Origin of the sequence: Nocardia sp. NBC_01329 (genome assembly GCF_035956715.1) — a bacterium.
Classification (GTDB): domain Bacteria; phylum Actinomycetota; class Actinomycetes; order Mycobacteriales; family Mycobacteriaceae; genus Nocardia.
On sequence record NZ_CP108381.1, the window covers coordinates 2950929 to 2964313 of the forward strand.

15 protein-coding genes and 1 pseudogene are annotated in these 13385 nt (G+C 67.1%); 5 read left to right on the forward strand and 11 right to left on the reverse strand.

Annotated elements, in window-relative coordinates:
- Nucleotides 1-17: 17 nt before the first annotated feature.
- Genes OG405_RS13380 through OG405_RS13405 form a run of 6 tightly spaced genes read right to left on the reverse strand, consistent with a single transcriptional unit; the run spans nt 18 to nt 6755 of the window.
- Nucleotides 18-1193, reverse strand: coding sequence for a fumarylacetoacetate hydrolase family protein (locus OG405_RS13380; RefSeq protein ID WP_327151950.1), 1176 nt, complete (start codon nt 1191-1193; stop codon nt 18-20).
- Complete coding sequence (locus tag OG405_RS13385) at nt 1190-2317, reverse strand: extracellular solute-binding protein (protein WP_327151951.1); 1128 nt, start codon at nt 2315-2317, stop codon at nt 1190-1192. Before OG405_RS13385 ends, OG405_RS13380 begins: the two co-directional genes overlap by 4 nt.
- Complete coding sequence (locus OG405_RS13390) at nt 2314-3702, reverse strand: aldehyde dehydrogenase (NADP(+)) (protein ID WP_327151952.1); 1389 nt, start codon at nt 3700-3702, stop codon at nt 2314-2316. Before OG405_RS13390 ends, OG405_RS13385 begins: the two co-directional genes overlap by 4 nt.
- Nucleotides 3699-4169 (reverse strand): MaoC family dehydratase, encoded by a 471-nt coding sequence (locus OG405_RS13395; RefSeq protein WP_327151953.1) that lies wholly within the window; start codon nt 4167-4169, stop codon nt 3699-3701. Before OG405_RS13395 ends, OG405_RS13390 begins: the two co-directional genes overlap by 4 nt.
- Complete coding sequence (locus tag OG405_RS13400) at nt 4166-5515, reverse strand: MFS transporter (RefSeq protein ID WP_327151954.1); 1350 nt, start codon at nt 5513-5515, stop codon at nt 4166-4168. The genes OG405_RS13395 and OG405_RS13400 overlap by 4 nt, the downstream gene beginning before the upstream one ends.
- 25 nt (nt 5516-5540) lie before the next feature.
- Entirely contained in the window at nt 5541-6755 is a 1215-nt protein-coding gene (locus OG405_RS13405; protein WP_327151955.1) for a CaiB/BaiF CoA transferase family protein, read from the reverse strand.
- Nucleotides 6756-6964: 209 nt separating this feature from the next.
- On the opposite strand from OG405_RS13405, the gene OG405_RS13410 reads away from it, so the two are divergent.
- The gene (locus OG405_RS13410; protein ID WP_327151956.1) at nt 6965-8014 is read left to right on the forward strand and encodes a LacI family DNA-binding transcriptional regulator; all 1050 of its coding nucleotides are present in this window, start codon (nt 6965-6967) and stop codon (nt 8012-8014) included.
- Nucleotides 8015-8056: 42 nt separating this feature from the next.
- A pseudogene (locus tag OG405_RS13415) lies at nt 8057-8323 on the forward strand (IS982 family transposase); the annotation flags it as partial.
- 28 nt (nt 8324-8351) lie between these two features.
- Here OG405_RS13415 and OG405_RS13420 read toward each other — a convergent pair.
- Complete coding sequence (locus OG405_RS13420; protein WP_327151957.1) at nt 8352-8735, reverse strand: Imm32 family immunity protein; 384 nt, start codon at nt 8733-8735, stop codon at nt 8352-8354.
- Between the two features lie 222 nt (nt 8736-8957).
- Here OG405_RS13420 and OG405_RS13425 point away from each other — a divergent pair, with 222 nt between their 5' ends.
- Both OG405_RS13425 and OG405_RS13430 read left to right on the forward strand, forming a co-directional pair.
- A complete protein-coding gene (locus OG405_RS13425) occupies nt 8958-9239 on the forward strand; it encodes a hypothetical protein (protein ID WP_327151958.1) in 282 nt (93 codons plus the stop codon).
- 94 nt (nt 9240-9333) lie between these two features.
- Nucleotides 9334-10248, forward strand: a complete 915-nt coding sequence (locus tag OG405_RS13430) for an IS982 family transposase (protein ID WP_327151959.1) — start codon at nt 9334-9336, stop codon at nt 10246-10248.
- Nucleotides 10249-10265: 17 nt separating this feature from the next.
- Here OG405_RS13430 and OG405_RS13435 read toward each other — a convergent pair whose 3' ends face one another.
- Together OG405_RS13435 and OG405_RS13440 are read right to left on the reverse strand one after the other, a co-directional pair.
- On the reverse strand, nt 10266-10616 hold the full coding sequence (locus OG405_RS13435; protein ID WP_327151960.1) for a hypothetical protein: 351 nt from the start codon (nt 10614-10616) through the stop codon (nt 10266-10268).
- Between the two features lie 79 nt (nt 10617-10695).
- Nucleotides 10696-10905, reverse strand: a complete 210-nt coding sequence (locus tag OG405_RS13440) for a hypothetical protein (protein ID WP_327151961.1) — start codon at nt 10903-10905, stop codon at nt 10696-10698.
- Nucleotides 10906-11002: 97 nt separating this feature from the next.
- On the opposite strand from OG405_RS13440, the gene OG405_RS13445 reads away from it, so the two are divergent.
- Nucleotides 11003-11398 (forward strand): hypothetical protein, encoded by a 396-nt coding sequence (locus tag OG405_RS13445; RefSeq protein ID WP_327151962.1) that lies wholly within the window; start codon nt 11003-11005, stop codon nt 11396-11398.
- 101 nt (nt 11399-11499) lie between these two features.
- Here the strand turns inward: OG405_RS13445 and OG405_RS13450 are convergent, their stop codons facing one another.
- Complete coding sequence (locus OG405_RS13450) at nt 11500-12111, reverse strand: histidine phosphatase family protein (RefSeq protein ID WP_327151963.1); 612 nt, start codon at nt 12109-12111, stop codon at nt 11500-11502.
- 69 nt (nt 12112-12180) lie between these two features.
- Nucleotides 12181-13377 (reverse strand): PEP/pyruvate-binding domain-containing protein, encoded by a 1197-nt coding sequence (locus tag OG405_RS13455; RefSeq protein WP_327151964.1) that lies wholly within the window; start codon nt 13375-13377, stop codon nt 12181-12183.
- Between the last annotated feature and the right edge of the window lie 8 nt (nt 13378-13385).

The window sequence follows — 13385 nt, forward strand, 5'->3', positions numbered from 1 at the left end:
AGACGCCCGAACCTGCCCTACAGCATCCCCCGGGCGGAGAGGCTCCGGAACAAGTCGGCGGTGCCGAACCGCCACGGCTCGCAGATGTCGCTGGTCCGCACCCGGTTGATCAAGCCGCCCAGGGTAGGTGTCTCGATGGCGACCAGATCGTCGAGCCGGTGGGTGAATCCCAGTCCCGGTTCGGCTCGGTCCTGGACCGGGGCGAACATGGTACCGAGGAACAGCGCCACGCCGTCGGGATATTGGTGGTGCAGTCCCATGAGCTGGCGGATGAGTTCCTCCGGGTCGCGGCTGATCTCGGCCATGGACGATTCGGCATGCAGCGTGAAAGCGTCGACGCCACGGATCCGCAGCGTCACGGTCAGTTTGCGGACGGTGTCGAGATCGAAGGCGGCGTCGAACAGCCGGATGAACGGGCCGACGGCCGCGGAGGCGTTGTTGTCCTTGGCGGCGGTGAGCAGCAGCGCCGAGCGACCCTCGAAATCACGCAGGTTGACATCGTTGCCGAGGCAGGCGCCGACGGCCCGGCCGGCCGACGAGATCAACAGCACCACTTCGGGTTCCGGGTTGTTCCAGGTGGAACGAGGGTGCACACCGATATCGGCGGCGGTCCCGACACTGGCCATCGGCGCGCATTTGGTGAAGATCTCGGCATCGGGGCCGAGCCCGACCTCGAGGTACTGGCTCCACCAGCCCTCGGCGACCAATAGCTCCTTGAGCCGGTCGGTCTCGGCCGAACCCGGTTCCAGTGCGGACAGATCGGTGCCGACGTGTTCGGTGATCTGTTCACGCACCCGGTCGGCCAGCGAGGCGTCGCCGCGGCAGCGTTCCTCGATGACGCGTTCCATCAGGGAGACCACGAAAGTGACGCCCGCCGCCTTGACCGGTTGCAGGTCGATCGGACTGAGCAGCCGGGGGATCTCGGGCCGCCGGAATTCCGGTGGAGTGTGCGCGATCACCTCCGCGACCGGCCCGAGGTCCGGGCCCGCACAACCGCGAACGAAGGCGGCGGGGTCGTCGTACTCGGCCAGATCCCGCACGGTGGCGACCCGCGCGGTGATATCGATCAGGCGGTTGTCGCGCACCGTGACCACGCTCGGGCCGTGTGCGCCCATCACCCGTCCGACCAGAACGGCGCGGTCGTGGTCGGCCGGGAGCAGGGTCTCGGCGGTCGGTGGCCAGGGGATACTCACGATATGGTCCTCGCGGTCGTGGCCGGCCGGAGGCTGATCTCGAAGCTCTCGTTCACCTCGCGGGTGAGCCGGCGGATGTCGTGGTGGTCGAAAAGGCAGGCTCGCACCGCTGCGGCTCCCGCGTTCTGGAAGGCGATGGCACCCGCGTGCCGGGGCCGGATCCAGGCGTCCTCGATGGTGGCCCGGGTCGCTCGGTAGAAATCGTGGCTGGCGGCGTTGACGGTGTCGTCTTCCCAGGCGGAGCGCACACCCGGCTGTCCTTCTTCGGCGGTGACGAACCGGCGCTGGGCGGCGGCGGACATGAGCCAGCGCACATGGTCGAGCAGTGCGGCGTCCGGGGTGCCGCGGCCGCTGAACGCGATACCGGTGCCGCCCAGTACGGAACCGCGCCGCCCGGCCCGCCCGCGCGGGGCGTCCCCGAACAGCAGCGGGCGCGGCCGGCGGGTGTAGTTCACATAGCCGTAGACATGCGGGCAGTACTGTGGTCCGTCCGCCGCGCTCATCCGTTCCAGCAGGGCGATCGGGTTGTCGTTGCCGTCGCCGGGCCGGTCCGGGACGAAATGCCGGAGCATTTCGACAGCAGCGCCGAATTCCGCTTCACCGAGGAAGATGTCGTCGTCGCCGGGAGACGCACCGTCGGCCACCGCGATACCGCACAGGGTGAGGAACAGGTGCGGTCCGGAGGTGGGCACGGCGGCCGCGACCTCACCGGACAGTTCGACGGCCTGCGCCCAGGTTTGCGGGACCGGTATGCCGGTGTCCCCGCGCACGGATACCTGGGTCGCGGCGTCCAGCGGCACCGCCCAGAGCCGTCCGGCCATCTCATAGGACCGCAGTGACGGCCCGACTGTCTCGGCTCGCCAGGTGGCGAGTTCGGCGGCGGTGAAGATATCGTCCAGCGGCTGTAATGCCCCGGTCTCGATCGCCTCACCGATATGCGGGTGGTCGAGAACCACCAGGTCGTAATGTCGCGCGGTCTCCGCGATGGGCGCCGATTCGAACCCCTCGAGCGGCTGGATATCCCAGCGGATATCGCAGGCCGGGGCGTCCGGGTGCGCGGTGGCCGCCCGCAGAGCCTGATAGCCGCGCGGATGATCCCAGGTGAGACCTGTCCACACCGTCATCCGCGCAACTCCTCGGGAAGCGTTGCGATGGGCAGATTCTGGTAGGCGACCGGGCGGGCGAACCGCAACGCGGCCGCGGTACCGACCGAGGTCGAGACGGGCGCGGTGGTGGCGGGCCAGGGTCCGCCGTGCTGCTGGGCATCGCTCACCGTGACCCCGGTGGGCCATTGGTTCCAGATGATCCGGCCCGCGCGCTCGGCGAGTACGTCGACGGCGTCGGTGGCCTGATCGTCGGATTCCGTCGCGCCCTGCACGGTCGCGGTGAGGGTGCCCTCGATCAGTTCCAGCACGTCCAGCGCCTGCCCGGGATCGTCGTACTCCACCAGAACCGAAGCGGGCCCGAAGATCTCGGTGTTCACGATGGCCGGGTCGACCAGTACGGCGCGCGCCGTACTGGTCAGGATGCGTGCGCTGGGCGCGTCCGGGGACGCCGGACCGGTCATGGCGACCTCGACATCCGGATGTCCGGCCACCGACTCCAGCGCGTGCCCGTAACCGTCTGCGATGCGCTGGTTCAGCATGGGACCGACCGCGGGCAGGGTGAGCCGGTCCAGAAAGCCGGCCAGGTCCGGGACCAGCACCACGCCCGGTTGGGTGCAGAACTGTCCCGATCCCAGCGTGCCGGACTCGGTGAACCCGGTGACGATCTCGTCCGCGCGGTGCTCCCATCCGGCTTCGGTCACCAGCACCGGGTTGGTGCTGCCGAGTTCGCCGTAGAACGGGATCGGGTCCGGCCGGGATACCGCCAGATCGAACAGCGCGCGCCCACCTGCCTCCGAACCGGTGAACCCGACCGCGCGGATACGCCGGTCGCGCACGGCGGTCACACCGGCGTCCCGGCCTTCGAGCAGGCCGAAAAGGCCGTCCGGTGCACCCGCCGCACGCAGGTGTTCGGTGACGATCCGCGCGGTGGCGCGGGACAGTTCCGGGTGCCCTTCGTGTGCCTTCACCACCACCGGGCAGCCCGCCGCCAGCGCGCTCACGCTGTCACCGCCGGCGACGGAGAAGGCGAACGGGAAATTACTGGCCGCGAAGACCAGAACCGGCCCGATCGCTACCTGAGTGCGCCGGATATCCGGGCGCGCGCCCATCGGCCAGGCCGGGTCGGCGGGGTCGATCCGGGTCTCGAACAGAGTGCCCTGATCCAGCCGATCGGCGAACATCCGAGCTTGAAAGGTGGTGCGCACCAGTTCGTTACGCAATCGCGGTAGCGGAAGTGCGGTCTCCCGGTGCGCGATCTCGACCAGCTCATCGGCGGCGGTGTCGAGCCCCGCGGCGAGCGCGCGCAGCCACGCCGCGCGGGTGGTCGCCGCCGCGCGCCGGGCGGGCCGGCGAGCGAGATGCGCGGCGGCGAGAACGGTTTCGATATCGGCGGGGTCGGTCACTGATTCGGCTCCTCGGGTTGCGGTGTGCGGTCGACGGCGAGCACGTGTTTGCAGGAGAGCACGGTGTCGCCGTGCTGATCTGTCCCGGTGTACTGCTTGGTGACCAGCCCGATACGCGGGTTGCGGTGTTCGGCGAGATCGACGACCTCGGAGGTCGCGTGGATGGTGTCGCCGGGCCGGACCGGCCGGGGGAATCGGATCCGGTCGTAGCCGTAGGCGACGGCGCGGCCGTTGTATTCGACGGTGAGGCCGACGACCACACCGAAAGTGAGCACGCCGTGGGCGATCACGCTGCCGAACCTGGGTTCGGCGAATACGGGATCGGTATGGGCCGGGTGGTGATCGCCGGTGAGGTGGGCGAACCAGGCGATATCGGCTGCCTCGATGATCCTGGTCCCGCCGGCCGCGGTTTCACCGAGCGTGTAGTCCTCGAACCAGCGGTCGTGGAATTCGGGCGCTCCCGTCATCGGATTCCTCCTGCCGGGACCGCGTCGCTCGGGCGGTCGATCACATGGTTGAAGTGGTCGTCGCTGCTCTGATCGGCATCGCTGCGGTAGCGCGCGGACAGATGGACCGAGACGAAGGCGACGGTCGCCATGACCACCATCCACACCGCGATCGGCCACCAATGCCCGAAACCGGCGAACATCGCGGTGGCGATCAACGGCGTGGTGCCACCGAGCAGTGCGCCGCTGACCTCGCGAGCGAAGGCGACACCGGAGTACCGCATGGCCGGCGGGAACATCTCGGCCAGGAACGCGGCCTGGGCCGCGTAGCAGGTGGCCACCGCGCCGACGAAGCAGACCACCAACGCGAGGATGATCAAGGCGGGTACGCGGGTGTCGATGAGGGCGAACATCGGGAAAGCCCAGACGATTCCGAAACCTGAGCCGAACAGGAACAGCCTGCGGCGGCCGAAACGGTCACCGAGTCTGCCGAAGAGCGGCATGAACGCCGCGCCCGCCACCAGGACCACAGCATTGATACCGAGCCCGGCCATGGCCGCCAGACCGATATCGTTGGTCAGGTAGCTCAGCGCCCAGACCTGCGGGATGTAGGAGAATCCCGAGAGCATGAAATTCGATCCGAGGCTCAGCGCCAATCGCCCCTTCGCCGTCCGGAACAATTCCAGCAGCGGGATCTTCGTCTCCTCGGTCTTCGCCTGTTCGAAGCTCTCGGTCTCGGTCACTCGCCGCCGGATGTAGAGGCTGATCACCAGCATGACCAGGCTGAGCAGGAACGGCAGGCGCCATCCCCACTTGTCGAAATCGTCCCCGGTCAGCCAGAGCACGATCTGGAAGGTGCCCAGCCCCAGCGCTGATCCCAGCCAGACACCTGCCCCCGACCACGAAGCGTAGAAGCCGCGATGGCCTCGCGGCGCCGCTTCCGACGACAGCACGACAGCACCGGCGTACTCCGCGCCGGCACCGAGGCCCTGGACGATCCGGAGCAGAACCAGCAGGATCGGCGCGGCCATCCCGATCGTGTGATAGCTGGGTAGCAGGCCGATGAGCGCGGTCGAGACGCCCATGATGCCGAGCGTCACGATCATGACCGGTTTGCGCCCGATCTTGTCGCCGAGATGCCCGAACACGACGCCACCGAAGGGACGTGCGAAGTACCCCACCGCGAAGGTGGCGAAGGAGGCCAGCAGTCCGGTGGTGGGGCTGGCGTCGACGAAGAAGTAACTGTTGAAGACGAGGGCCGCGGCCGCGCCGTAGAGCGCGAAGTCGTACCACTCGACGAGGCTGCCGACCGCGGAGGCCGCTGCCGCGCGGCGTGCCTGCTGAACCGGTGGGGCGGTTGTAGTCATGGAGAGATCTTTCGGGGATTCGTGGTCAGGAGATCCGGGAGACGGCCGGAGACCGGTAACGGTGGACGGTGCCGCCGGATTCGAGTTCCTCGATCCGGTCGGTGTTCACGCCGAGTTCCGCCAGGACTTCCTCGGTGTGCTCGCCGTTGCGCGGCGCCGGCCGATAGACCTTCTGGGTCTGGTTGCTCAGCCGGAACGCGAAACCGGGGGTCACCACGGTGCCCTCGGTGGGGTGGTCGTATTCGACGAAGGACTGGTTGTGCCGGACCTGCGGGTCCGCGCGTAGCTGGGTGTAGTCGTAGACCGGGCCGACCCATACGCCCGCGGCGCCGAGCGCGTCCAGCCAGTGTCCGGTGGTGTTGCGCGCGAGGTTCTCGGTGACGAGCGCGGAGATCTCGTCGCGATGGGTGAAACCGTCGCGCTCGGCGTCGTACCGCAGGAAACGGTCGTCACCGAACACTTCCGCCAGGGCGTCCATCTCGGCGAAGGAGAGTGCGAGCTGACCATCGGAGGTGGGGAACACACCGTAAGGTGCGCGGATGTAGGAGTGCGCGTGGATCTGATCGGTCGGTTCCTGCCGGACTCCGCCGACTGTCGCGACGCTGATCTCCTGCATCTGCGCGGCGATGATCGAATCGAGCATATTCACCTCCACGAGCTGGCCCTCGCCGGTGCGTTCCCGATGGAACAGGGCGGCCATCGCCCCTTCGAACGCCGAGTAGGCGGTAATGGCGTCCGCCAGGAAGAACGGCGCCGGGCGCAGCGGTTCGCCGTGGCGCTGCGCACTCGCCAGGCCACCGCTCATCGCCTGCACCAGGACGTCCTGGCCGGGCCGGTCGGCATACGGGCCGGTTGTTCCATAGCCCGACATCGAGACGTAGACCAGATCCGGTTTGATCGCGCGGAGGGTCTCGTAGTCCACGCCGAGCCGCCCCGCCACGCCAGGCCGGTAGTTCTGCAGGAATACGTCCGCGGTGCGCACCAGCTCGTAGAGCAGTTCGCGACCGTTCTGATCCTTGAGGTTCATCGATAGCGAACGTTTATTGCGGTTGAGCGAGAGGAACGACGCGTTCACCTCGTTGCCGCGGGCGCCGCCCGCCGATACGTGCCGCTGCCATTCACCGCCCACCGGCTCGACCTTGATCACATCGGCGCCGAGATCAGCCAGTTTCTGAGCGGCGAACGGTCCGGCCATCGCGATCGACAGATCCAGAACCCGGATACCGTCCAGCACATTCATCCTGCTACTCCCTGTCCCGGACCACTGTACGAGTAGTCCCATAGTGTTCTGCGCCACGAATGTTAGCGGTAACGTTAGCGGTAATGCAATAGGTCGCCGGCTAGCCGGGAACGCGCTGGCTACAGTGCGGCGAACGCACCGTGCCGGGCCCAGCGCGTTCGGCCGGGTATGCTCCGCACACAGCAGGAGCAGGGTTTTCGGGAGGTGGCGTGGCCGGAGTGGAACGGCGGCGGCGCGTACGCGCCAAGTCGTCCACGAAATCGGTCACCATGCAGGACGTCGGCCGCGCGGCGGGCGTTTCCGCGCAGACCGTCTCGCGGGCGCTGAGCTTCCCGGATCAGGTATCGGAGCAGACCCGGCGACGGGTCGAACGCGCCATCGCCGACACCGGGTACCTGCCGAACATGGCCGCGAGCAGTCTGGCCTCCAATCGCAGCCGCACCATCGCCGCGATCCTGCCGGTCATCTCCACCTCGATCTTCTCCGACACCCTGCGCGCCGCCGCCGCTCGGCTGAACCCCGCCGGATACCAGCTGATCGTCGGCTACACCGACTACCACCCGGAACGCGAAGAAGACCTGGTGCGCGGCTTCATCCAGCGCCGTCCCGACGGATTCTTCATCGTCGGCACGCTGCACACCCCCGATACGCTGCGACTGCTGCGCACCTACGGCGCACCCGTAGTCGAAACCTGGGACTGGATCGACGACCCGCTGGACACCCTCGTCGGTTTCTCCAACGAATCGGCCACGGGTGATCTGGTCCGCCATCTCGTATCCCGCGGCCATCGGAAGCTGGTCTTCGCCGGCACCCTCGGTTCCGGCGACGCCCGCGCGATCCGGCGCCGCGACGGATTCACCGGCGCCGTCGGCGAACTGCTACCCGGCGAACCGGTCCGCATCGTCGATCTGCCCGGCCGCGATATCTCCATGGACACCGGTGTCGCCCTGCTCGACACCGCACTGGAACGCTTCCCCGAAGCGACCGCCATCCTGTTCGCCACCGACGTGCTGGCCGTCGCCGCCGTGCTCGCCGCCGTACGCCGCGGTATCGCCGTCCCGGAACAGCTGGCCATCACCGGTTTCGGTGATTTCGAGATGTCCCGCCATATCAACCCGGCGCTGACCACGGTGAGCGTGGATATCGACGCCATCGGCACCAAGGCCGCGGATCTGCTGCTGGCCCGGCTGGCCGGGACTTCGATCGAATCGGCCACCGTGGATGTGGGATACCGGATCGTCACTCGCGAAAGTGCTTGAATCCGCAGGACGGAACCTAGTCGAGTAGTTCGAAGTTTCGCCCTCGCCGAACTTGGCATCGAACTGTTGCGGCACTCACTCGAGCGGGAGAAGCAGCGGTACGGCGAGCCGATGCTCGAGAATGTCCGCCAGCTCGTCGAGTCCGTCGACGACACCCTGAAAGGGCAGCTCGACCTGGAAAACACAGCGGGCGGGCCGTCGAGGGCGTCGCTGTCCGGGTTGCCCAGCGTGTTCTGGCGATGGCGGCCGGGATCTGGCACAACAACAGGGATCGGTGCACCGGTCACCCGCTCGCTGGTCGCTTACGATGACTGGTCGCCGCGGGCCCTGCCGCCGGTCATCGGGTCGGCATCCCTCCGTGAGGGCTGTTGACCACGATCGGCAGAGACCCTTCGACGAGGTAGGGGTGTCCAGGGAAGTAGTCGATGTGGAGGTGACCACCGTCCTCGGCGGTGGCCATGCTCTGGAGGTTGGCCGCGAGGATCGCTCTGGCACCGGGTGCGCCGCTGATCACCAGAACCTGCCGTGAGGCGTCCAGTTCGATCCGAACGGGGCCGGAAGCCTTCCTGACGCCGACCCCTGCCAAGGTGCCACCACCCAGTGGTGACGTGGAGCCGATGAACCCGTAGCCCTCGGCCACTGCCCTTGCCAGGCCGGCCAGTTCCTCCGCTGAAGCGGTGAGATCCACTTCGCCGAACACGGGATCGAAAGCCAGTCGCACGGGCGGCACTCCTTCAGGGACGGACCTTCATGATGCCGTTGCAGGCCATCGGCCCTGCGCTCACCCCCGGGGGCCGACCAGAGGTGACCGGGCACATCGGAACTACTCGTCTAGATGAGTAATTCCCAGGGGTGATGGTCACATCGTGGAGTTGCGACTCGGAATCTGGGGGAAGATTGCTCGATGAGACCTGAGGTACGAGCTTTCGTTGCTGAGGGCGCCTTGCCGGACTGGGATGCCGATGAGGCCGAGATTGATGCGCGCGTCGTGCAGCTCGAGGCGATAACGGCGCCGGTGACCGCGGATGAGGCAGCGGCGCTCGCTGCCTGCTTCGGACCGGATGACTGCTACGGCGTGGCCTGGACGTTGCTGCATCTGATCGAGACAGGCCCCGATCCGGTGTTCGTGACTCGGCCTTCGACTGATGCCAACGAATGGCATCACAGGCTCTGGGCGCGGGCTGTGAACGGTGGGTTGGTCCCCGACGAGCCGACGACCCGTTGAATGAATGTGACTATTGGGAATTCTACTGCCGGGTAAAGGATCTCGGTGTGCACCGCAGCTTCGAATATGAAGCGAGGGTGTCGAAAATCGAGGTGTGAACAACGAGATCGACACCCTCGCCACCGCACTGTATGTCAAAACCGACGACTTGTTGAAAGCTGCGCCCGATATGGCTCCGTGGCGTCCCGCGGTCGGGTTCGTGCCGCGGCTGACCGACGCCGAACTGGTTACCTTGTCGGTAATGCAGGCCCTGCTCGGATTCACCTCCGAGGCCCGCTGGCTCCGGCACGCCCGCAAGCACCTGGGGCATCTGTTTCGGTACCTGCCTCAGCAGTCCGGATACAACAGGCGGCTGCGCGATGCGGCCGACCTGATCAGCCATGTGATTCGGGCGTTGGCGGTTGACACGACCTTGTGGACCGACGATGTATGGGTCATCGACTCGACCCCGGTCGAATGCGGACGATCGAAGGAAACCGTTCGACGCTCCGATCTGGCCGGCTGGGCCGACTACGGGTACTGCGCCTCACATTCGCGCTACTTCTGGGGCTTGCGGCTGCACCTGGTCGCCACCCTCGGCGGGCTGCCAATCGGGTTCGCGCTGGCCGGTGCGAAAGCCGATGAACGCGAAACCCTGATCGGCATCTTCGAAGCCGACCCACACCTGGTCGCTGACCGGCCGACCCAGACCCTGATCGCCGACAAGAACTACTTCGGCGCCGGCTTCGAAACCCGCATCGCCCAGGCCGGACTGCATCTGCTGCGGCCTGCCCGCAAGGGTGAACCCGAGCGGCCCGGCGCGCAGCTGTTCAAACCGCTGCGTCAGATCGTCGAATCGATCAACCAGACCTTGAAAGGACAGCTCGACCTCGAACGACACGGCGGACGCACCATAGCCGGGGTCGCAGTCCGCGTCCTACAACGCCTCCTCGCCCTCACCGCCGCTATCTGGCACAACGACAAGATCGGCTCATCCACCCACCGATCCCTGACCGCCTACGACCACTGACCCCGGGAATTACTCATCTAGTCGTTCTGCGACCACGCGGCGATCGGGAGGGACAGGTAGATACCGAAATCGGTGAGACCGGTCGCCTTGCTGATCTCCTCGTGCAGCCCGTCTACGCGGTCCTGGCGGTCGGCGGCCCGGCTCTCGAACCATTTGGAACGCACCTCGATCACGATCGGCAGACCGCAGCGATCGAACGGGCCGAGGCGACGGAAGCGGATCTCGACGTCGCCCGGCTGCAGAGCACCGTCGTACGGTTCCTCCGGGCATTCCACGGCCAGTGACACGAGATGCGGTAGAACCGAGGCGAGTTCGCGGAGCGTGTCTTCGGAGACAGAGGGCGCATGGGTCACTTCCACAAGGGGCACCCAGCGAGCCTATTGCCGGACAGGCCCTGGCCGCACCCCCATCGAAGACGGTGACCGCAGACAGCGACCCGGCGCGGGCCTACTCCGCTGGCGGCAGGAACCGATCGTCCAGCAAGTTCGTGTAGTCGGGCAGCCGAGTCGCGGCGTCGATGGACCCTCGAGTCTTCGCCCAGGTACCGAGTTCGTCACCACTGAGTTCGATGGCATCGGCGCCCAGGGCCTGGATCACCTGTGCCTGATAGGGCTGGAAGATCGAGACGGCGTCGACGTGGAATCGGGCGAACCGCACGATCGGTCGCGCTACTGCGCCCGAACGCGACTGTTTCCGGCTATCTTGATCGGCTACCCGTTCATCGGATGACGAACAGAGATCGGAGGGTGTGAAAATGAGAGTATTCGGGAAGATTGCCGCGATATCGGTTCTCGTCACGGGTGCCGCGACGATAGTCACGATCACATCCGGCTCGGCTGTCGCGGAGCCGCGGAATTGTGTGCTGAACCAATGGGCGACCGGCGCTTCGGCTCATTGCGACGGCGATGGCACCTACATCCTGGAAGTCGATTGCTTCGGAATGAACCTGGCGGGCGGCCCGCCGTTCGGCCCGTACGACAAGTCTGTCACCGGGTGGGCAGGCGATCCGGCCGGGCGACCGAGCCGGGATTGCCTGATGCCGACCACGCTGGGACAAGTCGGAATCGTGACCGGCGTGCGGATCACCCAGACCCCGACCCGGCCGGGACTACCGGACAACGCATGGGAATACGATCCCGGTCGACCGTGACACCGACGCCCGTCCGGCGGCCGGTCCGCCGACTTCGCCCGGGCCCGGACTCGCCGGCAGAGATCCCGGGCTGTCTGCTGTTACGGGTTTCGAGAGGCCGCTCAAGGGCGAATGGATTCCCGGAAGCCGGTCCATTGCAGACTGCGGGGCAGGTGGCTCATATCGTTGAACATCACGATGCCCGGCGGGAGGCCGGGGCGGTACTCGATAACGGTGAGGGCGGCGTTCGCGCTGTCGAGGCCGAGCCATCGGGCGGGCGGCGCGTCGAGAGCGTCTCTGACGAGCCAGGCGATCGGATACGCGTGAGTGATGAGGAGTTCATGAATATCCCCCTCGCGCTCAGCGGGATCGGGTGTGGACGCGAAGGCGGCGAGCAGGCACTGCGCGATTCGGTGTCCGGATTCGGCTTCCTCGGTGTCGTAACCGTCGAAGAACGGTATCCAAGACGCCGGCGTCTCGTTCGGGGCAGGTACATAAGGGATGTGGTCGACTAGTTCCGCCGCTTCGGCGACCGGTATGTGGGGCGGAAGGTGCTGTGCGATCTCGCGAGCGCTGTCCGCTGCCCGGGGCAGTGGCGAATGCCGGACCGCGTCGAGCGGGATGTGCGCGAGACGTTCGCCGAGCAGGCGTGCTTGTTCGCGGCCGGTGTCGGTGAGCCGGCCGAAGGGGTCGGCGTGGCCGTGTCGGGTGATGTAGAGATATCGGATTGCCATATGCCTCGCCGAGACGGGAGCCCGATCGGCTCGGGTCCCGTTTCCTTTCGACCGGTGGTTCGATGGGGGTCAGATTCGGCGGACGATCACGGTTCCCGCTGATCCGTCGATGGTGACGGCGGTGTCGTCGCGAATCAGATCGGTGACACCGGTGACACCGAGCACCGCGGGAATGCGCATTTCACGGGCGACGATCGCGGCGTGGGAGAGCAGACCCCCGGTTTCGGTCACAACGCCCTTCACAATGCGCAACAGAGGCGTCCACGCCGGATCGGTGTAGGGGCAGACCAGGATATCTCCGGGCAGTACCCGGGTGAAGTCGCCGGGGCCGCGCACGATCCGGGCAGTACCCGTCACGGTCCCTTGACTGCCCGCTGTGCCCGTCAGGGACGTCGGGGACATCGGGGACGCGATTCGCGCATCGAGTTCCGGTGGAGGTGGTGGGAGCGCGGCTGTGATGGGCCGGGCCTGGAGGATCCAGATCCGATCGTCCGCGATCGCCCATTCGATGTCCTGCGGGCCGCCGAGAAGGGAGGCGATCCTTCTACCGAGCCGAGCGATTCGCACCGCGGTCTCGTCATCGATCGTCGCGGTGGCCCGATCGGTGTTCGAGACCTGGCGTGTGACCAGCCCCGTTCCGTCGCGATCGATACGGATCCGCTTGTCCGAGATGACCTTCGTGACAGCCTCGGCGGCGTCGACTCGGTAGGTGTCGGGGGTGACGGTACCGCCGACCACGGCGAGTCCGAGCCCCCAGGACGCCTCGATCTCGGTGCTGCCCTGCCGGCCGTCCGGGGTGAACATGACCCCGGAGACCTCGGCGTCGACGAGGCTCTGGACCAGGACCGCCATCACCGCGGGTTCGGATCCTTGTCCTTCCGCCGCCGCGGCGGCTCGATAGTCGATCGCGCGCTGCGACCGCAGCGAAGCCCAACACGTTTTCACCGCGTTGATGACCGGGCCCGCGCCCTGCACGGCGAGGATGCTCTCGTACTGTCCCGCGGCGGAGGCCCCGGGCGTGTCTTCGTTGTCCGCCGACGAACGGACCGCGACCGGGGGATCACCGAGTCTCGCCAGCCCCTCGGCAATTGCGTCGCGCAAGCCATCGGCAACTTTCGCGGCGGAGTTTCCGAGGGCTGCTCGATACGCGTCGGACGTGATCGCGAAACCGTCCGGCACGAGCAGACCCGCGCGGAGCAGGGCCCCGAGCGTGCCGGCTTTGCCACCGCAGGTCCCGGGGACGGCGTCGCTCAGCCGATGTATCACTCGCTGAT